This window comes from Bradyrhizobium betae, from assembly GCF_050632175.1.
Taxonomy (GTDB): Bacteria; Pseudomonadota; Alphaproteobacteria; order Rhizobiales; family Xanthobacteraceae; genus Bradyrhizobium; species Bradyrhizobium betae_B.
This window is the reverse complement of the sequence record NZ_CP192576.1, coordinates 3786171-3801797: the sequence shown is the minus strand read 5'-3', so window position 1 is coordinate 3801797 and position 15627 is coordinate 3786171. Positions and strand designations below refer to the sequence as shown.

The following is a 15627-nucleotide window of genomic DNA, read 5'->3' as shown; positions in this document are numbered from 1 at the left end:
ATTTAGACGCGGATGGGCGCCGATCCTCCTCGCAACCCCAGGGGATGCGGGACAGGCCGGCAGGATTTATCCTGGTTTGAACCGGAGAATTTCGATGAGCTTGAGATCGAAAGATACGGCGATCGACGAGATCGTGGCGAGCTGCAACGGCGACTTGCGTGGTGCCGTCCGGGCGCTGCTCCTGATCAACGAGCATCTCGAGACGGAGCTTGCGAAGGCTTACGCGGCGGCGGCCGATCAGGGCTTGGCCGAACGCGGCGGCAGCGTTCTGCATTGACCTGACGGCAACGACTAGTTGGCGCTGTCTTCGGCCTTTTCCTCGTCGGGGCTGACGGCGGGGCAGACGCGAATCGTCGAGCGGGCAAGCTTGGCATCGGCCATGGACTTGTAGGGGCCGTCACCGAACCAGATGTCGCCGATGATCACGGGGTTTCTGGTCACGATGTTGCATTTGCCGGTGGCGCGGTTGCCGACCACCCAGAACAGTCCGTCGGCGAGGCTCATCGTCCCCGACGCGAGCAGCAAGCTACCCGCAAGGATCAAACGCTTCATGGCTGTGCTCCTGCAATGCAGGTAGGCCCCCGGCAGTCCTCGCAATAGTCCTCGCGACGCCGCGCCTGCGATCGTGGTTAATCCGGAGACGCCGCGTTCACTCAAGAAAAGATCGAGTTCTCGGCTAGATGTCGCGGCCTTCGACCTTCTCGGTCAGGGACTTGACCTGCTCGGGGATCTTGTCGAGATGCGGATTGATTGCGAGCGCCTTGCGGTAGGCATCGAGCGCGCGCTTCTCGTCGCCGACTTCCTGCATGATCATGCCGAGCCCTGCGAGCGCGCCGAAATGGCGGGGCTCGCGGATCAGAACCTCGCGGATGTCGGCGAGCGAACGGCCATAATCGTTCTGCATGTAATAGAGCGTGGCGCGCCGGTTCCAGGCCTCGATGTAGTCGGGCCTGAGCTTGATCACCGAATCCAGCAACTTGATCGCCACGTCGATCTTCTGCGCGTCGACCGCGGTCTTGGCCCGTGCCATCAGCAGCGAGGCGGTGTCGCTCGGGGTCTGGATCCAGATCGCCCAGATCCGCGCCTCGACGTGCTTGGCGCTGGCCTCGTCGGGGGCGGCCTTCAGCGCGCCGAACAGGAAATCGATATTCTTGTTGCGATCGACCTTCGGCAGCTTGGCCGGCGGTTCGGGGAGCTTCTTCTGCGCCTTGCCGGGCGGGGGCGGCTGAGCCGTCTGCGCGAGAGCCGGAGCGAGGCCGGCGATCCCCAGCACGAGGGTCAGGCCAAGAGCCATATAGAGGGTTCGCGCGAAACGGAATCTCATTGCCATGGCCAAAGTCTAAACGCGTAAAGCCGCCCTTGCAAAGCAAAGGCGGCGTCAAACTCGTGTGAGATCGTGGTCTTGCGGGGCGCGCGAAGGCGACCGGCAGGGGCAGAGATCAGCCGATCTCAGATCAGCCCTGGCGAGCCTTGAAGCGGCGCTGCACCTTGTTGATCACATAGACCCGGCCCTTGCGGCGGACCAGGCGGTTGGCGCGATGGCGACCGCGCAGCGACTTCAACGAGTTACGGACCTTCATGGCAGAATCCTGAACGTTCGAAAGGCCGTGTTCGGCACACCCGTTTCGGCACGCGCGAATGTGGCAAAATGAGATTTAACCCGCTGGCGGACAACCGCCCGGGACGGGGCGGTTCTTAAGGCATGGCGGGAGGTGATGTCAATGTTAACTGCCCCGCTCAGGGCCGGCAAATTTCTGAAAACAACCCCATGCACAGTAGAAGAGGCCGGATCGGACCCAATCCGGCCCTCCCCGGCCGGCCCCCGCAAATGCTTCGCCGAGCTGCGGTTTCAGCGTAGGCGACGCCTTGCCAAATTCGTTATATGATATAATCAATTTACAACCGGTCGGGAGGAAACCAATGCCGAAGCTCAAGCTGCCGAATATCGACGATGTCGTCGCGATCGACATCCACACCCATGCCGAGGAGCCCTGCGGCTGCCATCCCGACGACGGCTATGACGATTTCCAGGCGCAGATGGCGGATTATTTCAAGTCGCCGAACAAGCATCCGCCGACCGTGCCGGAGACCGCGGCCTACTACCGCTCCAAGAACATCGCCGCGGTGATCTTCCCGGTCGATGCCGAGCGCGAGACCGGCTTCCGCCGCTATAACAATTACGAGATGCTGGAGGTCGCCTCCGACCATCTCGACGTCCTCATCCCCTTCGTCTCGATCGACCCGCACAAGGGCAAGCTCGGCGTGCGCGAGGCGCGCAAGCTGATCGAGGAATACGGCGTCCGCGGCTTCAAATTCCACCCGACCATGCAGGGCTTCTACGCCAACGACCGCATGGCCTATCCGCTCTACGAAGAGATCAACAATGGCGGCGCGATCGCGCTGTTCCACACCGGCCAGACCGGCGTCGGCTCGGGCATGCCCGGCGGCATGGGCATGCGGCTGAAATATTCCAACCCGATGTACATGGACGACGTCGCGGCCGACTTCCCCGACCTGAAGATCATTCTCGCCCACCCCTCCTTCCCGTGGCAGGAAGAAGCGCTGTCGGTCGCGACCCACAAGCCGAACGTCTACATCGACCTCTCCGGCTGGTCGCCGAAATATTTCCCGCCGATCCTGGTGCGCTACATCAACTCGATCCTGCAGGACAAGATGCTGTTCGGCTCGGACTGGCCGGTGATCACGCCGGACCGCTGGCTGTCGGACTTCGCCAAGATCGAGATCCGCGACGAGATCCGGCCGAAGGTGCTGAAGGCGAACGCAAGGAAATTGCTGGGGATCTAGCGCGGCCGTTCAGGCGGCCCTGGCGTGGCAGAGCAACGGCTCGAGCCGCCGACGGCAAGCCAAGGAGACCGCCTGGCGGCGGTCTCCGGAAGTTCACCGCGCCTGATCAGGCAGCTCGCTTGAAAGCCTCCCGCGCCGCCTCATTGGCGCGATCAAAGGCAAGGCGCGTTTCGGTCAAGGCGGTCATGAGTGCGGACCACGAGTGGGTCCCTGCCTCTTTCAGCTTCTCCAGTTTCTTCTCCGCCTCGGCCGCATCGGCATTCATGCGTTTCAGCGCGGCGTCGATGTCCGCCCGATGCTCGGAAGCGAACTTCCCGGCATCGCTGCCGAGCTTGTCGGCAACTTCGCGCCACGCCTTGAGCTGCGCATCCGCCTGAAGCTTGAACGTCGCCTGTTGCTGCTCGAGCTGCTTGCCGAAGCTTTCGACGTACTTTCCGGCCTCGGTCTCGAACACGCGCCAGTCGGCTTCCATCTTCGATTTCGCCTCGGTCCAGGCCGCCTCGCCCGCCTCCGACTGTTTTTTCAGGGTGTCGCGGAATTCATCGCGCTGCTTGCAGAGATCGGCCAGGACTTTGGTGGCCTTCCCACTGAGATCGGACTGCACCTCGGCGGCCTTGGCCTGGAATGAGGTCACCGTTGCCTCCATTTCGCCGAGACGCTCCTTTCCCCAATTCGTGAAGAAGTTGATGTTGCTTTGCGTAACCATTGTTTCATGTCCATGGTTCGAATGGTACCGCCCCAATGTCTCGGCTAGCACGCGGCGCCGGGCTCCTTCTTGACGTGAGTCAACGCGCGTCGTTCGCTTCGTCAGCGGCACACGAGGTGCAGTCCGTCTGGTGAAGCGCACTGACTACAAGGAGGCGGCCCGCGAGTGGACTACAGTCTCACTCGCGTTGCGGCCGATCAGTTCACACTTGCCAGAAAGCCTGCCAGAATTGTCCGGCTCTGGCTGAGCGTCTCGATGCGCTCATCGATCAGTCCGACCTGCTGGGCGAGTATTCTTCGCAACTCGTTGCAGGGCGTGAACGCCGGATCGTTGTTGCGCACACACGGCAGCAATCGCTGGATCGTTTCGAGCGTCATGCCGGCGGCGCCAAGCATCTTGATCCGCCGCACGGTTTCCTCGTCCGCCGGGCCATAATCGCGGTAGCCAGCCGCGGTCCGCAACGGCGCCAGCAACCCTTCGGCCTCGTAGTAGCGCAGCATTCGAATGCTCACTCCCGTCCTCCGGGCAAGTTCGCCAATTTTCATCTGAGAACCTCTTGACCCTCACAGCGCTGTCAGACCTTACAGACCCGGCTGATCCAAGTGAATGCCGCTTGAGAGGGAGCAACGATGAAAGCCTACCATTTGAATGGCCAAGCTGGTGGCGCTGGCCTTGTGCGAGCCGAGGTCAGCAAACCCGAACCCGCCAGTGGCGAGGTCCGCATCCGGGTCGAAGCTGTCAGTCTGAACTACCGCGACCTCCTGATCCTCGACCGCGTGGGCCAAGGTGGGCTCAACGGCCGCGTGCCACTCTCCGACGGTGCAGGCGTCGTTGACGCCATCGGCGCCGGCGTCACGCAATGGCGGGTCGGAGACCGCGTTGCGGCATCGTTCTTTCGCGATTGGATCTCGGGGCCGTTCAAGGCCAGCTATGTCCCGTCATCCCTTGGTGGCAACACGATGGACGGAATGCTGGCGGAGTATGTCGTGCTCCCGGCAAATGCGCTCGTTTCCGTGCCGGCGCATTTGTCCTCGGTCGAAGCCGCGACCTTGCCTTGTGCCGGTGTCACCGCTTTCCATGGCCTCATTGCACGCGGCCGGATGGGCAAAGGCGATACGCTGCTGGTCCAGGGAACGGGTGGCGTCGCGCTGTTCGGACTTCAATTCGCAGCGGCGCTGGGAGCGCGCGCGATCGTGATCTCGTCCTCGGATGAAAAGCTCGCGCGCGCCAAGGCGCTCGGCGGCTCGATCCTCATCAACTACCGCGAGACGCCTGACTGGGATGATGCGCTGATGAAAGCGACGAATGGCGAAGGCGTCAGCCATATCCTCGAACTCGGCGGTCCCGGCACCTATGACCGATCGCTGCGATCGGTCGCGTCGGGCGGCAAGATCGTTCAAATTGGCGTGTTGACGGGGTTCGGCCCGAAGCCCGATCTCGCGCGCCTTCAGTGGGAGAATGCCGACATCATCGGTGTCACCGTCGGATCGGTCGAACATTTCACCGCGATGAACCGCTTCTTGACCGAACACGCGATCCACCCGATCGTCGATCGGATCTACGGCTTCGACGAAGTCCCCGAAGCGTATGCTTACCTCCGGACCGGCTCACATTTCGGCAAGGTCGTCGTCGAGCTTTAGGAGCCAAGACGCCCAGTTCGACTTCGCTCCTTGGATCGAAATCGCAGGGCCTATATAGTCCTTGCGACCGCAACGATCTCGGAGGACCAGTCCCTTGAACATCAAAGCCGTCGTCTTCGACGCCTACGGAACGCTCTACGACATCCAGTCGGTCGCGGAGATCACCGAGGATGCGTTTCCGGGTTACGGCGAGATCATCACGCAGGTGTGGCGGATCAAGCAGCTCGAATACACCTGGTTGCGCTCGCTGATGCGGCGCTACCAGGATTTTGGCGCGGTCACACGGGATTCGCTTGCCTATACGCTGCGCCTGCTTGGCCTTGCCTATGAGCGCGAGACGTTCGAGCGCGTGATCGAGAAGTACCTGCATCTCGATCTCTATCCGGACGCAGCCGCCACGCTTGCGGCCTTAAGGCCGCGCAAACTCGCCATCCTTTCCAATGGCAGTCCGGACATGCTGAACGCGCTGGTGCGCAACTCCGGGCTCGATCGCCTGCTCGATGCCACCATCAGCGTCGATATCAAGAGGATCTTCAAGCCGTCGCCCGAGGCCTACACGCTGATCGGCGAGCAGCTCGGCACCAGGCCTGACGAAGTTTTGTTCGTCTCCTCCAATCCGTGGGATGTGGCCGGCGCAAAGTCGTTCGGCCTCAACGTCGCCTGGATCGAGCGGGTGACGCCGGAGGCGATGGCGCTGGCTTGCGTCGAGAACGAACTCGTGGCACCGCTGACGATGTTCAAGGCGATCCGCACCCAGATGGACGAGCTCGGCTTTGCGCCGGATTATCGCGTCCGTTCGCTTTCGGAGCTGGCCGGGATCATCGCCGTGGATGACCCGGGGATCGCCGCCCGCCCGTAAGTCCGGAATGAGTTGACTGGAATGAGCCTGGAATCCGTTCGCACCTTCTTCGCCGAGAAAGCCCCCGACATATCAGTGATTGAATCGCCGATCAGCTCGGCCACGGTGCCGCTGGCCGCCGAGGCCTACGGCGTCGAGCCCGGCCGGATCGCGAAGACGCTGAGCTTGCGCATTGGCGAGCGGGTGATCCTGATCGTCGCTGCGGGCACCTCGCGGATGGACAACAAGAAGGTGAAGGCGCAATTCGGCGGCAAGCCGAAGATGCTGGGATTGGAAGAGGTCGCGGAGATCACCGGCCATGAAGTTGGCGGCGTCTGCCCGTTCGGGCTGAAATCGCCGCTGCCGATCTACTGCGATGTATCGCTGAAGGCGTTTGACATCGTGGTTCCCGCCGCGGGCTCGACCCACAGCGCCGTGCGCATTGCGCCCGACCGGATGGCCGAACTCGTCGGCGCCGAATGGGTCGACGTCTGCGAGGTCAGACCCTAGAAATACTAATCATCGTCGTCGTAAGGCTGCGGCTGGGCCGCGGGAGGCGGCGGCGCATTGTAGCGCGGCATCGGCGCCGCGCGATTGCGCGGAACTTGCTGCTGCGGCGGCATCTGGTTGTTGGACTCGAACACCGCACGGCAGCCGCCCGAAAGCTGCGGCGTGTTCTGCCGCAGGCAGGCCGTGATGCGGCTTACATCCGGAATCTGGTCGCTGCACAGACGCCACACATCCGGAGTGCAGGCCATCTGCTGTTCCATGGTTCCGCGATACTCTTCGGCGGAGGCAGCACTCTGCGCAACGATGCCGCCGATGGCGAGCGCGACACCCAGCGCAATCCGCTCTGTTCGCATGTCCAGATCCTTCCCGAGACTCATCGATTTTCATCAATCAATGTGGCGGGGTCCGGTTCAGGTCTACAACAAAACGTGAAACGTGGCTGGAACCTAACCCACCTTGCCGATCGTCTCGCTCGCCGCGGTCAGCCGCGGGCTGTCGGCCGGGATGAAACGCGGAGACTCCAGCCTGGCGATCAACAGGAACAAGCCGTTTACGAACCATTAACCATGTCCAGCCCGCAGCCAGGAACGCCGCATCAAAGCCACCGTTGCCATCCCAGATCCGCGTGTCAGGGAGAGTGCCATGGGAAAGCTCGCAACCATCGACGTTGCCCTCGACGAGATGCTGGTGAATCTCGCGGCCATCGTCCTGCGGCTGTCGAAGCCGGATGTCACGCGAACGCCGGAAGCGCGCAACGCATTGGCGCAATCGGTGCATCAATACGCGGTGTGCGCAGCGCGCTCCACCGATCCGCGTGTGCACGAATTGAAACTGCAACTGGAAGAGACGCTGAAACCAAGCTTGCGGGTTGTCGCGAGAGATGGAGTGAAAGTGTCGTAGATCACCTTCGTCATTGCGAGTGCAGTGCCGTAGGGTGGGCAAAGCGAAGCGTGCCCACCATCATTCGCCAAACTCCCCTGCGATATCCCGCATGTCCCCTCCCCAATCCACGGGAAGAGCGCCCTGCTCGACGTAGCGATGAAAGCTGCTGTGCGGCCAATCGCGCACATGCGTGACGAGCCCGTGCTTTACCGGGTTGAAATGAATGTAGTCCACATGACGCTCCAAATCAGCGTCATTGCGAATTGCATGTTCCCAATAGCGGCGTTGCCAAATGCCCTTCTCGCGCTTCTTCAATTTGCTTGTCGAGCGCGCCTGCGCTTCCGATCCTCTCGAGAAACCTCCTTTGATCAGATTCCATCGCGACGAAAAATCGGAATCGTTCTCCGGCAACGTCCAGATCGCGTGCAGATGATCGGGCAAAACGCAGATTGCGATTGTCTCGAACGGTCGGCGCTGCACGATCGTTCGGTAAATTTGTCGTAGGCGATCAACCTGATCTACGAGCAGGGCGCTTGACCGATCGGCGAGCACGACGGTGAAGAAGAACATGTTGCCACGGGCTCGGCGATACTGAGACATTTGCGCCCCTTTGCATATTGGTGGGCACGCTTCGCTTTGCCCACCCTACAAGAGTTACACTACTTTGCGACCTTCTTCGGCCGCCGCTTGCATGTGCCCGGCAGCTTCGCCGCAAGAAAATCGCCGAGCGCTTCGACGCGTGCGGGTCGCGGACCGCCAGGCGGGGTCACGAGGTGCACGGCGCCTTCGGCCTGCTTCCAGTCCTTGAGAATCACTTCGACCTCGCCGGACGAGATGGCCTCGCCGACGATGAATTCCGGAAGCTCGGCGATGCCGAGGCCGGCGATCAGCGCCGGCATCACCGCTTCGCCATTGTTGACGCGAAGCTGGCCGCCCGGACGCACGCTGGCCTGCTCGCCGGCCGAATTGGTGTAGTGCCAGACGTTGGGCGTCGAGAGATAGGCGTAAGCGAAGCATTTGTGTTCGGCCAGATGCATCGGATGCGTCGGCCGGCCATGCTTCTTCAGATAAGATGGCGCGGCGACCGTGAAGCGCGGCATGGTGAAGAGGCGCCGCGCGATCAGCGAGGAGTCCGGCAGCCGCGCGATCCGCACCGCCATGTCAAAACCCTCGCCGATCAGATCGACGGTCGCATCGCTCAAATGCAGGTCGACCGAAACTTCCGGATAGGCCTCGAAAAACTCCGGCAGCAGCGGCGCCACCGCCTTGATCCCGAACGTCATGGGCACGGCGAGCCGCACCAGCCCGCGCGGGGCCACCGATTGCGCCAGCGCCTCGTTCTCCGCTGCCTCACCGTCGACGAGCAGGCGCGTGGCGCGTTCGGCGAGCTTGTGTCCGGCATCGGTCAGGGCAAGCCGGCGCGAGGTGCGGTTGAACAGCCGGGCGCCGAGCCGCTCCTCCAGCCGCGTCACCGCCTTGGACACCGTCGCCTTGGACATCGCAAGCTCGCTCGCGGCCCCCGCAAACGACCGTAATTCCACGACCTTTGCGAAAATCGCGAGCGCCTCGAAATCGGGGAGTTTCGCCATGCTGGCCGGCCTCTAAAGGTCTATTTAGGAAACAATAGGTTTCAACAGTTTCTATTTCTATACCACAGGCGGCGGCTTATCCAAGGGTCAATCGCCAACAAGGAATACGCAAATGATCGAACTCAGACCTTTCGACAAGCTCGGCGGCGCCGATCACGGCTGGCTGAAAGCAAAACATCATTTCTCCTTCGCGAGCCACTATGACCCCGACAACATGGGCCATGGCGCCTTGCGGGTGTGGAACGACGACGAGATCGCGCCGAACACCGGCTTTCCCGCCCATCCCCACGCCAACATGGAAATCATCACCTATGTCCGCGAGGGCGCGATCACCCATCAGGACAGCCTCGGCAATGCGGGCCGCACGGAAGCGGGCGACGTGCAGGTGATGAGTGCCGGCAGCGGCATCCGTCACTCCGAGTACAATCTGGAGCCGACCCAGACACGTATCTTCCAGATCTGGATCGAGCCGACCGCGCGCGGCGGACAGCCGACCTGGGGCTCGAAGCCGTTCCCGAAGGCCGACCGCTCCGGCAAGCTCGTCACCATCGCGAGCGGCCTCGAAGGCGACACCGATGCGCTGCCGATCCGCGCCGATGCGCGGGTGCTTGCCACCACGCTGAAGGCCGGCGAGAGCGCGGAGTACGAGCCGCAGAAGTCGCGGCACCTCTATCTGGTGCCCGCGGCGGGTGCAGTCGAGATCAACGGCGTCCGCGTCAACGCCCGCGACGGCGCCGCCATCCGCGACGAGGAGAAGCTGAAGATCACCGCGCTGGAAGACACCGAGCTCGTGCTCGTCGACGCCGCGTAACACCCAACAACCAGCAATCAAGCCAACACAACGGAGACTACCGATGACCAAAGTTCTCGTCCTCTATTATTCCGCCTATGGCCACATCGAAGCGATGGCGAACGCCGTCGCCGAAGGCGCGCGCGAAGCCGGCGCAACGGTCGACATCAAGCGCGTGCCCGAGCTGGTGCCTGCCGAGGTCGCGAAAGCCTCGTACTACAAGGTCGACCAGGCCGCGCCCGTCGCCAAGATCGAAGACCTCGCCAATTACGACGCGATCATCGTCGGCACCGGCACCCGCTTCGGCCGGATGGCCTCGCAGATGGCGAACTTCCTCGACCAGGCCGGCGGGCTCTGGGCCAAGGGCGCTCTGCACGGCAAGGTCGGCGGCGCCTTCACCGCGACCGCGACCCAGCATGGCGGCCAGGAGACGACGCTGTTCTCGATCATCACCAACCTGTTGCACTTCGGCATGGTGATCGTCGGCATGAACTACGGCTTTGCCGGCCAGATGAAGCTCGACGAAGTCACCGGCGGCGCGCCGTACGGCGCGACCACGATCACCGGCGGCGACGGCAGCCGCCAGCCCAGCGCCAATGAGCTCGCCGGCGCGCGCTACCAGGGCCGCCAGATCGCGGAGACAGCCAGGAAACTGCATGGCTAGGCTGAACGGTCGGGCTTCACGCCGGCCGCATGGCTGATGCGACGCGGGCGGCATTCTCATCCGGGAGTGCCGCCCCATTTTACGCCGCAGGAGCGGCGTATATGGCTTTCGAAATCTTCCTGATCGCGCAGATGATCCGCAAGCCCGCACAGGCGCTGGCGCGGCGCTGGTATTGCCGAAGCCTGTTCCGCGCCTCGCGCGGACGGCTGCACTGCGCCGGATGCACGGGGTCCTGAGTCTAACGCGCCGATCTGCCCATCGCCCGCGCCGCAATCGCGGCAAGCTTCGGATGGCGACGCAGCTCCTGCGCAGCATGGTCGCGCCAGGCGTAGGGTATGCCGCGCCAGGACAGCGCGACGCTGACATCGGTCAACGGCATCTGCTCGGCGCCGAGTCGGCGCTTGTAATCCTGATTTCCAATGCTGAGATCAAAGCGGCGCAGGCCCTGCGCATGCAGCGCCGCAATGGTGCGTTCGGTTGCGAGCAACCCGGGAGAGAAGTTCGCCCAGGTCTTGCCGGTGTGACTGATGCGCAGCAGGACATACGTGGCGCCGTATCTGACACCGAGCGTGGTGGCAACGATACCCTTGTCGCAAACCAGCGCCGAGATGACGGCATAGCCATCGGCAACACCCCGGCGCGCCACCTCGCGATAGAACCGGGCGTGAGCGTCGTCGTTAAGGACGAACGGAGAGCCGAGCTGTCTCATCCGTTCGTCTTGCTGGACGTCCATCACATCGAGGATCTCTCGCGCGCGCTCGACGTCGGCGGCGATCTCGAACCGCGCGTTGCCAAGACGGCTGAAGACGCGCCAGCATCGCGGCAGCTGCAGGCGTTTGAGCGACGCCTGATAATCCTCGTAGTCGTCGCCAGTCAGCACGAGATTGCCGTTGAGCGAGCACGATCCGACCCGACCGAGCGACACCAGCGGATTCGGCTTGCCGCCGACATGGGCCGGCATCTTCTTCAGACGCAACAGATCGAAGCGGTCGGGCGAGGCGCGCAATGAAACGACCAGGGCCTTGCCGATCGCATCCGTCGTCGCAGCGTCCAGCGCGGCATCGGGCGCCAGGATCGGTGCGTTGATGTCCGAGACGCCGAGGTCGGCGAATTCGACGATGCGAATGCCGCGCCTGACATGGCTGATCATCGGCACCACGGCAATGTCCTTGCCGGTCGCAACATCGGAGATCACACCGATCAGCGGCGTGACGTCGTCAAACGCGTCGTACCAGGCACCGAGCCAGTAGCCATGCTGGAACGCGGTGCGATGGCCTGCGCTCAGCCGCGATTCGGCCTGCCGCCAGTCACGCACGAAATCGACAGCGATTCCCGGGGTGCTGGACACAAGATCATCTGGTTGCTCGACGCTGAGACACGTCATCTGCGGGGCATACAACGACTGAATGTTTCCAGATAGATGTTTTGTCGCAGACCACAGGTCACGTCACGGCTTATCGTTAAGCCGATGCCACCAGCGCCGCCCCGGCTGCGACAAGTTGTCAGCGCTCCGGTGCGATCCGCTCGACGCATTGGAACCTCGCCAGGAAATGCAGGCCGGCCACGGCCAGCGCGAACATGAACCAAATCGGATTCTGGCGTTCGAGCAGGAAGGTCTCGGTGGCCCCGTAGTACAGGCCGAACAGCCATATGGTCAGGAACAACTTGGCCAGCGCGCCACTGCGGCTGCGAGCCTGGGCCGACTGAAAGTTGCGGAGCGGCGCGAGAACGAAGACGAGAACCACCAGCAGCAGCCCCGGCAGGCCGATGGTGACCGCCAGCTCGAGATAGCTGTTATGGCTGTGTGCCGCGCTCGTCGCCCATTCGGCGCCCTGGGCCGTCTGCCGCGCGGTGACGTTGTCCCAGAAGGCCGCATAGCCGTGGCCGATGATCGGCCTTTCGGCGACGGCCGCCAGCGCGAACTGCCAGACGTCGGAACGGCCGGTGAAGGTGGGATCGAGAGGAAGCAGCCGCGTCATGGCTCCGAGCGCCGGGCTCATGACGCTTCCGACCGTCAGCAGGTTCATCACGATCAGCGGCGCGAAGCACAAGATCCGCTTCAGCCACAGGCTTGGCGTCACATAGACCAGCGAGGCGAGCGCATAGATCGCAAGGCACAGCACCGACGAGGTCTTGCCGCCGGTGAAGATCAGGAAGATGCCCGCCAGCGCGGCGATCGCCGGGCCCATCACGAACGAGCCGGCACTGCAGAGATAGATGCCGACATAGATCAGGACCGTCATCACCGGCGAGGCGATGTTCTTGTGGCCAAAACTGCCGCGCCAGTCGCCGGCGAGCTGCGGCTCGGTGACGTCGAGTGCGGTGTGGATCGAATATTGCGGAGCGAGGAGGACGCCGAGATAGCAAAGCGCGAGCAGCACGAGCGCGGCCGCGCCCAGGCACAGGTTGAAGGCGCGCTGCGTCGGCGGCAGCAATGGCAACAAGACGGCGAGCGACGTCACACTGACCGCGAGCACGAAGCGCTGCATCGAAACGCCGCGGCTCTCCGAGAAAGCGATGTTGATCAACAGCCAGCCGACGAGGCAGACGTGCAGCGGCGTCACCAGCGTCTTCAGGAAAGGCGCATCCGTGGCCGCGACGAGCAGCATCGCGACCGCCGCCAGCAGGCCCCACGCGATATAGGCCGTCGCCATTCGTCCGCTGACGACGGTGGCAACATCCCCACTGCGCAGGTCGGGAAACGGATCGAGCGTCACCAGCACGAGGAGCAGCGCGGCAATCGCGACGAGGCACCGCGCCGCCTGCACGGCGTTCAGCCCCGCAAGCCCGACGTGCAGCACGTGGCCGAACGATCGGGGCGCGACGTCGGTCATGTCAGCAGAGCTGTGATCCATGGTTCAAGGCAGTGATGAAGCCGGGGAGGCTTCAACTCCTAGCTCATCCCCGTTAAGCATCCGTCAACCAGCATGCCGGAGCTCTGCGACACCGCCTGCTGCCGCACGATGCTCTGCGCGATCTGGTAATATTGCAGCGCTCGTTGCTCCAGCGTGAGATTGTCGAGAACGAAGCCGCGCGGATCGAACGTACCGGCAGCGCAACCGGCCCAAAAATCGGTCCAACCGGCCTCGAATCCCGCAATGTCGAGGAACCTGGCGCCGCAACGCTCGTCCCAATACGGCACCGACGACACCGGCTCGAACTGGACGCGGTGCGGGAAATAGTCGGGGTCCCGCCACGGTCCACCGGGATCCCAGGCGAACACCGGCACGCCGCAGGACAAGGCCTGCTGGTAGGCGATGCCCTGGCTCTCGTTCTGGCACAGGAAGATCATCGCACGCGCGCCCGCCAGCGCGGCCTGATAGTCTTCCTCCATGTAGCTGCCGTAACGCAGTTCCGTGAACGAGCGCCCCTCCGCGATGAGTCGCGCGCGGACGGGCTCGATCAGCTCCGGCGCATAGCGCTCGCGGTCCCAATGGACCTTGTCGTAGATCAGCACGTCGACGGTCTTGTGCGAGGTGCGCGGCGGTGCCCAGAGATCCGTGTCGATACCGACCGGCCACGCCTCCGTGTCGGGCCAGTACGGCCGGTACATGTCGGCGTACCATGGGCCGGGCACGACGACCTTCTTCACCGGCAGACGCTTGAACAGGTCGGGATCGTCAAGCGGATGATTGTGGGCGGCAACCCCGAGCAGGATCGGGTTCCTCCACGCGAACTTGTCGAGCAGAAAAGTGCGGCCGACGATGCAGGCGAGCTCTTCGGGATGCTGCGCGATATAGCGGTAGTCGTTGACGCGGTAGCGGATACCGAGCCGGTCGAGCCCCGCACAGAGATTGAGGAACACGCGAAGCTGACCGCTCATGCGCGGCTCGCCCAGCAGCATGCGGCGCGCCATGCGCCGCAGATGCCGGTCGCCGGGAAACCAGCGATCGTCCTTGTCCTCGTAGAACAGGTTGAGGACCATGGCATCGGGATCGTAGTCGAATGTCTTTGCGGGCACGGGATCCATCCGCGGCAATCAGGCCCGCATTCTCGCATGGGACCGGCTGCCGCACTGCTCCAAATCTACGACAGGCTTAATGCCAGCAGCTTAACGCTATTGCGCGAAACCGCGGTCGCGCAGGTCTTCGCGGCAACGATTTGGCCGTAATGCGAGTATCATTCGCAGCGGCCAGGGTTGCGATCGATCGCGTCGCCCTCGACAGATGCGCCCTGGTTAACAGACCCTTAAAGGCGAGCCGTAACTTGACCACCGCCAACGACGTCCTCGATCTGCCGACCGCCTCGCGCGCCGCGACGGCTGCGCGCCTCCCGCTGCCCGCGAACCCGGTCGCGCCGGTGTCGATCGTCATTCCCGCCAAGAACGCCGCGGCCTATGTCGCCGAGACCCTCGCCAGCGCACTGGCGCAGGCCGAGGTGACCGAGGTGATCGTCGTCGACGACGGATCGACCGACAACACCGTCGCGATCGTTCGCACCATTGCTGACCGTCGACTGCGGCTGCTGACCAACGACTCCGCCGGCGTATCGGCCGCGCGCAATCTCGGTGCGCGACATGCAAGAGGCGAATGGCTGCTCTTCCTCGACGCCGACGACCGCCTGCGTCCCGGCGCCGTGGCGGCCCTGCTGGCGGCGGCGCGCCGGTCTCCGCTCGCGATTCTCGTCTACGGCGACTACAACACGATCGACAGCGAGGGACGGCAGATCGGACGGCGCGACGTACTGAAAGGTCGCCGCAAGCCGTCCGGCGACGTGCTGACGCGACTCGCGGCCGGCAATTTCATAGTCAACGGCGGCATCGCGCTCGCACGCGCGCACGCTTTCCGCGCCATCGGCGGCTTCGACACGGCCCTCAGATATTGCGAGGACTGGCATTGCTGGTGCCGTCTTGCCGCGATTGGCGAGTTCGCGTTCACACCGAAGCTTCTGCTCGACTATCGCCTGCACACGGCCAACACCATGAACGCGGCCGTGCGGAAGCCGCAGGACTTCTTCCCGGCGGTTGCGCGGATCTTCGACGACGGGCTGATCCTCTCGCGACTTCCCGAGGGCACGGCGGCCGGACTGCGGCGAGCAGCCGAAATCCATCTCGTGACCTATGCGGCAACACAGGCGGTCCGCTTCGGGCGATATCGCGAGGCGCTTGGCTATCTCGGCATGGTCGGGCGTCGCTCCCTCAAGGCGATCCCGCGATCGGCGGTCAAGGTCGCTCTTTCCTATTTTGGAATCTAGAGGCTGACGC

General features: G+C 63.5%; 21 protein-coding genes. 10 read left to right on the top strand and 11 right to left on the bottom strand.

Annotated features, from left to right (window positions below; genetic code table 11):
• Window positions 1-94 precede the first annotated feature (94 nt).
• A complete protein-coding gene (locus ACQ86E_RS18255) occupies window positions 95-277 on the top strand; it encodes a hypothetical protein (RefSeq protein WP_431201164.1) in 183 nt (60 codons plus the stop codon).
• 14 nt (window positions 278-291) lie between these two features.
• Here the strand turns inward: ACQ86E_RS18255 and ACQ86E_RS18250 are convergent, their stop codons facing one another.
• From ACQ86E_RS18250 to ykgO, 3 genes are all read right to left on the bottom strand, one after another.
• Window positions 292-552: a hypothetical protein gene (locus ACQ86E_RS18250; protein ID WP_431201163.1), complete on the bottom strand. Its 261-nt coding sequence runs from the start codon at window positions 550-552 to the stop codon at window positions 292-294.
• Between the two features lie 124 nt (window positions 553-676).
• Window positions 677-1330: a tetratricopeptide repeat protein gene (locus ACQ86E_RS18245; protein WP_431201162.1), complete on the bottom strand. Its 654-nt coding sequence runs from the start codon at window positions 1328-1330 to the stop codon at window positions 677-679.
• Between the two features lie 124 nt (window positions 1331-1454).
• Entirely contained in the window at window positions 1455-1580 is a 126-nt protein-coding gene (gene ykgO, locus ACQ86E_RS18240) for a type B 50S ribosomal protein L36 (RefSeq protein ID WP_006611362.1), read from the bottom strand.
• Window positions 1581-1920: 340 nt separating this feature from the next.
• On the opposite strand from ykgO, the gene ACQ86E_RS18235 reads away from it, so the two are divergent.
• Window positions 1921-2805 (top strand): amidohydrolase family protein, encoded by an 885-nt coding sequence (locus ACQ86E_RS18235; protein ID WP_431201161.1) that lies wholly within the window; start codon window positions 1921-1923, stop codon window positions 2803-2805.
• Window positions 2806-2911: 106 nt separating this feature from the next.
• On the opposite strand, the gene ACQ86E_RS18230 is transcribed toward ACQ86E_RS18235, so the two are convergent.
• Both ACQ86E_RS18230 and ACQ86E_RS18225 read right to left on the bottom strand, forming a co-directional pair.
• Window positions 2912-3562: a hypothetical protein gene (locus tag ACQ86E_RS18230; RefSeq protein ID WP_431201160.1), complete on the bottom strand. Its 651-nt coding sequence runs from the start codon at window positions 3560-3562 to the stop codon at window positions 2912-2914.
• A 146-nt stretch (window positions 3563-3708) separates the two neighbouring features.
• A complete protein-coding gene (locus tag ACQ86E_RS18225) occupies window positions 3709-4056 on the bottom strand; it encodes a MerR family transcriptional regulator (protein WP_143843276.1) in 348 nt (115 codons plus the stop codon).
• 84 nt (window positions 4057-4140) lie between these two features.
• Between ACQ86E_RS18225 and ACQ86E_RS18220 the strand changes: the two genes are divergently transcribed.
• From ACQ86E_RS18220 to ACQ86E_RS18210, 3 genes are all read left to right on the top strand, one after another.
• Window positions 4141-5151: a zinc-dependent alcohol dehydrogenase family protein gene (locus ACQ86E_RS18220; protein ID WP_431201159.1), complete on the top strand. Its 1011-nt coding sequence runs from the start codon at window positions 4141-4143 to the stop codon at window positions 5149-5151.
• Between the two features lie 94 nt (window positions 5152-5245).
• On the top strand, window positions 5246-6010 hold the full coding sequence (locus ACQ86E_RS18215) for a haloacid dehalogenase type II (RefSeq protein ID WP_431201158.1): 765 nt from the start codon (window positions 5246-5248) through the stop codon (window positions 6008-6010).
• 21 nt (window positions 6011-6031) lie between these two features.
• A complete protein-coding gene (locus ACQ86E_RS18210; RefSeq protein WP_431201157.1) occupies window positions 6032-6499 on the top strand; it encodes a YbaK/EbsC family protein in 468 nt (155 codons plus the stop codon).
• Window positions 6500-6504: 5 nt separating this feature from the next.
• On the opposite strand, the gene ACQ86E_RS18205 is transcribed toward ACQ86E_RS18210, so the two are convergent.
• Window positions 6505-6852, bottom strand: coding sequence for a hypothetical protein (locus ACQ86E_RS18205; RefSeq protein ID WP_431201156.1), 348 nt, complete (start codon window positions 6850-6852; stop codon window positions 6505-6507).
• A gap of 289 nt (window positions 6853-7141) precedes the next feature.
• Between ACQ86E_RS18205 and ACQ86E_RS18200 the strand changes: the two genes are divergently transcribed.
• Window positions 7142-7399 (top strand): hypothetical protein, encoded by a 258-nt coding sequence (locus ACQ86E_RS18200; protein ID WP_431201155.1) that lies wholly within the window; start codon window positions 7142-7144, stop codon window positions 7397-7399.
• A 60-nt stretch (window positions 7400-7459) separates the two neighbouring features.
• Here the strand turns inward: ACQ86E_RS18200 and ACQ86E_RS18195 are convergent, their stop codons facing one another.
• Both ACQ86E_RS18195 and ACQ86E_RS18190 read right to left on the bottom strand, forming a co-directional pair.
• Window positions 7460-7981, bottom strand: coding sequence for an REP-associated tyrosine transposase (locus tag ACQ86E_RS18195; RefSeq protein ID WP_431201154.1), 522 nt, complete (start codon window positions 7979-7981; stop codon window positions 7460-7462).
• Window positions 7982-8040: 59 nt separating this feature from the next.
• Complete coding sequence (locus ACQ86E_RS18190) at window positions 8041-8970, bottom strand: LysR family transcriptional regulator (protein WP_431201153.1); 930 nt, start codon at window positions 8968-8970, stop codon at window positions 8041-8043.
• 112 nt (window positions 8971-9082) lie between these two features.
• Between ACQ86E_RS18190 and ACQ86E_RS18185 the strand changes: the two genes are divergently transcribed.
• The 3 genes from ACQ86E_RS18185 (at window position 9083) to ACQ86E_RS18175 (ending at window position 10660) form a co-directional block, all read left to right on the top strand.
• The gene (locus ACQ86E_RS18185) at window positions 9083-9781 is read left to right on the top strand and encodes a pirin family protein (RefSeq protein WP_431201152.1); all 699 of its coding nucleotides are present in this window, start codon (window positions 9083-9085) and stop codon (window positions 9779-9781) included.
• 43 nt (window positions 9782-9824) lie between these two features.
• Entirely contained in the window at window positions 9825-10424 is a 600-nt protein-coding gene (gene wrbA, locus ACQ86E_RS18180) for an NAD(P)H:quinone oxidoreductase (RefSeq protein ID WP_431201151.1), read from the top strand.
• Between the two features lie 101 nt (window positions 10425-10525).
• Window positions 10526-10660, top strand: a complete 135-nt coding sequence (locus ACQ86E_RS18175) for a hypothetical protein (protein ID WP_431201150.1) — start codon at window positions 10526-10528, stop codon at window positions 10658-10660.
• 2 nt (window positions 10661-10662) lie between these two features.
• Here the strand turns inward: ACQ86E_RS18175 and ACQ86E_RS18170 are convergent, their stop codons facing one another.
• The 3 genes from ACQ86E_RS18170 to ACQ86E_RS18160 all read right to left on the bottom strand — a co-directional run bounded on the left by ACQ86E_RS18170 (window position 10663) and on the right by ACQ86E_RS18160 (window position 14385).
• On the bottom strand, window positions 10663-11808 hold the full coding sequence (locus ACQ86E_RS18170) for a GNAT family N-acetyltransferase (RefSeq protein WP_431201149.1): 1146 nt from the start codon (window positions 11806-11808) through the stop codon (window positions 10663-10665).
• 118 nt (window positions 11809-11926) lie between these two features.
• A complete protein-coding gene (locus tag ACQ86E_RS18165; protein WP_431201148.1) occupies window positions 11927-13279 on the bottom strand; it encodes an O-antigen ligase family protein in 1353 nt (450 codons plus the stop codon).
• 38 nt (window positions 13280-13317) lie between these two features.
• The gene (locus tag ACQ86E_RS18160; RefSeq protein ID WP_431201147.1) at window positions 13318-14385 is read right to left on the bottom strand and encodes a glycosyltransferase; all 1068 of its coding nucleotides are present in this window, start codon (window positions 14383-14385) and stop codon (window positions 13318-13320) included.
• 245 nt (window positions 14386-14630) lie between these two features.
• Here ACQ86E_RS18160 and ACQ86E_RS18155 point away from each other — a divergent pair, with 245 nt between their 5' ends.
• Window positions 14631-15617 (top strand): glycosyltransferase, encoded by a 987-nt coding sequence (locus tag ACQ86E_RS18155; RefSeq protein ID WP_431201146.1) that lies wholly within the window; start codon window positions 14631-14633, stop codon window positions 15615-15617.
• The last annotated feature ends 10 nt before the right edge of the window (window positions 15618-15627 follow it).

What these genes read in the sequence shown, in the direction of transcription:
- ACQ86E_RS18255 (WP_431201164.1), top strand. Translation starts at nt 95, where the DNA reads ATGAGCTTGAGATCGAAAGATACGGCGATCGACGAGATCGTGGCGAGC.
- ACQ86E_RS18250 (WP_431201163.1), bottom strand. Translation starts at nt 552, where the DNA reads ATGAAGCGTTTGATCCTTGCGGGTAGCTTGCTGCTCGCGTCGGGGACG.
- ACQ86E_RS18245 (WP_431201162.1), bottom strand. Translation starts at nt 1,330, where the DNA reads ATGGCAATGAGATTCCGTTTCGCGCGAACCCTCTATATGGCTCTTGGC.
- ykgO (WP_006611362.1), bottom strand. Translation starts at nt 1,580, where the DNA reads ATGAAGGTCCGTAACTCGTTGAAGTCGCTGCGCGGTCGCCATCGCGCC.
- ACQ86E_RS18235 (WP_431201161.1), top strand. Translation starts at nt 1,921, where the DNA reads ATGCCGAAGCTCAAGCTGCCGAATATCGACGATGTCGTCGCGATCGAC.
- ACQ86E_RS18225 (WP_143843276.1), bottom strand. Translation starts at nt 4,056, where the DNA reads ATGAAAATTGGCGAACTTGCCCGGAGGACGGGAGTGAGCATTCGAATG.
- ACQ86E_RS18220 (WP_431201159.1), top strand. Translation starts at nt 4,141, where the DNA reads ATGAAAGCCTACCATTTGAATGGCCAAGCTGGTGGCGCTGGCCTTGTG.
- ACQ86E_RS18210 (WP_431201157.1), top strand. Translation starts at nt 6,032, where the DNA reads ATGAGCCTGGAATCCGTTCGCACCTTCTTCGCCGAGAAAGCCCCCGAC.
- ACQ86E_RS18205 (WP_431201156.1), bottom strand. Translation starts at nt 6,852, where the DNA reads ATGCGAACAGAGCGGATTGCGCTGGGTGTCGCGCTCGCCATCGGCGGC.
- ACQ86E_RS18200 (WP_431201155.1), top strand. Translation starts at nt 7,142, where the DNA reads ATGGGAAAGCTCGCAACCATCGACGTTGCCCTCGACGAGATGCTGGTG.
- ACQ86E_RS18195 (WP_431201154.1), bottom strand. Translation starts at nt 7,981, where the DNA reads ATGTCTCAGTATCGCCGAGCCCGTGGCAACATGTTCTTCTTCACCGTC.
- ACQ86E_RS18190 (WP_431201153.1), bottom strand. Translation starts at nt 8,970, where the DNA reads ATGGCGAAACTCCCCGATTTCGAGGCGCTCGCGATTTTCGCAAAGGTC.
- ACQ86E_RS18185 (WP_431201152.1), top strand. Translation starts at nt 9,083, where the DNA reads ATGATCGAACTCAGACCTTTCGACAAGCTCGGCGGCGCCGATCACGGC.
- wrbA (WP_431201151.1), top strand. Translation starts at nt 9,825, where the DNA reads ATGACCAAAGTTCTCGTCCTCTATTATTCCGCCTATGGCCACATCGAA.
- ACQ86E_RS18175 (WP_431201150.1), top strand. Translation starts at nt 10,526, where the DNA reads ATGGCTTTCGAAATCTTCCTGATCGCGCAGATGATCCGCAAGCCCGCA.
- ACQ86E_RS18170 (WP_431201149.1), bottom strand. Translation starts at nt 11,808, where the DNA reads ATGACGTGTCTCAGCGTCGAGCAACCAGATGATCTTGTGTCCAGCACC.
- ACQ86E_RS18165 (WP_431201148.1), bottom strand. Translation starts at nt 13,279, where the DNA reads ATGGATCACAGCTCTGCTGACATGACCGACGTCGCGCCCCGATCGTTC.